Origin of the sequence: Ruegeria lacuscaerulensis (assembly GCF_013034685.1) — a bacterium.
GTDB classification, from domain to species: Bacteria; Pseudomonadota; Alphaproteobacteria; order Rhodobacterales; family Rhodobacteraceae; genus Ruegeria; species Ruegeria lacuscaerulensis_B.
In genome coordinates this window covers 1-1,548 of record NZ_WQGO01000032.1, presented here as the reverse complement: position 1 = coordinate 1,548, position 1,548 = coordinate 1, and the positions used below count along the sequence as shown (strand labels likewise).

General features: G+C 55.2%; 1 protein-coding gene. It reads right to left on the bottom strand.

The features are described from left to right. Positions 1-88: 88 nt before the first annotated feature. The gene (locus GOV80_RS22225) at positions 89-1,471 is read right to left on the bottom strand and encodes a transposase (RefSeq protein WP_170787824.1); all 1,383 of its coding nucleotides are present in this window, start codon (positions 1,469-1,471) and stop codon (positions 89-91) included. Positions 1,472-1,548 lie beyond the last annotated feature (77 nt).

The window sequence follows — 1,548 nt, the reverse complement described above, 5'->3', positions numbered from 1 at the left end:
GATGTCGTTGAAAAAGTCGTTCGTTTTTGCGTCTTGGTGTTCTGCGTTGTCTATATTTTGTTGGGCGATGTGAGGCGTTGCCGCCCTGTTACCCTAGGGCGAGTGCCACCGGCTTCAGCTTTGCCAGTTTCCGGAGGTTTTGGGCGGTAGCTGCGAGTGTAAATTCGTCTTGGACGCCACATGGTCCTCGCAATCGGAGTCTGCCCAAGCCGAGGATGCGTTTGAGATGTGCGAACAGCATTTCGACTTTCTTTCGTCGCCTCTGGGCGGTCGGGTTAAACTCGGAGGCCGTGCATTGTCGCGCAAAGTCTCTGACGATCTCATATTCTTCACGATTAATGCTGCGGGTCGCCGTGTTCGGGCAACATTTTGGTTTCGACGGGCAGTCTTGGCAATCGAGCTTCAGGCTTCGATATTGACGACGACCGGCCTTGGGCTTGTGCCTCTTGGGGTCAGAATAGTTTCGCCGGGTATGACGAAGCTCTTTACCTTCTGCGCAAACGTACCGGTCATTGTCTTCGTCCCATGTGAAGTCGGAACGTGACCAGGTGCCATCCTTGCGCTTTGAGTGGTCAAAGACTGGGATGAACGGCAGTATTTTCCGCTTGAGCGTCAGCCAAACCAGATTTTCGGATGAGCCGTACGCGGTATCCGCAGCCACCCAATCCGGTTTCAACCCAAAACGCTCTTCGGTCCTGTCGATCATCTTGCGCATGGCGCCCACCTCTGCCTGCCGGATCGAGCGGCTGGCATCCACATCGACGATGATCCCGTGATCTGTATCGATCAGATAATTGTCCGAATAGGCAAAGAATGCTGGACCTTTTCGCGCTGCCGTCCATTGACTGGCGGGGTCGGCATGGGCGGTGAACTTGGGTGTTGTCTCACTGGCCGCCCCAAATGCTGCATCATCGAGAGTGTCGAGATATTCGCGCACCGCCCGTGGCGCTGCCTCCGCCCTGACCCCGCGTTCCTCCCAGCCCTCAGGATTGCTGGAGTTCTGTTTCTGGACGTCGGCGACGATCAAGCTGGCATCAGCGGCAAAGCCCTGCCCCCCGACCAGCCCTTCCTCAATACAACGCGCAACGGACATTTCAAAAACATGACGCAACAGACCGCTTTCACGGAAACGACCATGGCGGTTCTTTGAAAAGGTTGAGTGATCCGGGATGCGATCATTCAGATCGAGCTTGCAGAACCATCTGTATGCGAGGTTCAGATGAACCTCTTCGCACAGCCGCCGCTCGGATCGGATGCCAAAGCAATAGCCCACCAGCAGCATGCGGATCATCAGTTCGGGATCGACCGATGGGCGGCCCGTGTGGCTGTAGAAATCAGCTAAGTGCCCCCTGATGCTGCTCAGATCAAGATGACGATCAATCGTCCGTAGCAGGTGATCTTGTGGGACATGGTCTTCCAGCGAGAACTCATAAAACAGCGCCGCTTGTGCTTCCTGCTTTGGCCCCATCATCGCAAATACTCCCACCCATTGGGAGAATTGAATCAGCAGCTTGCCTCTCAATCAAGGAAGAGTTTTTCAACGACATC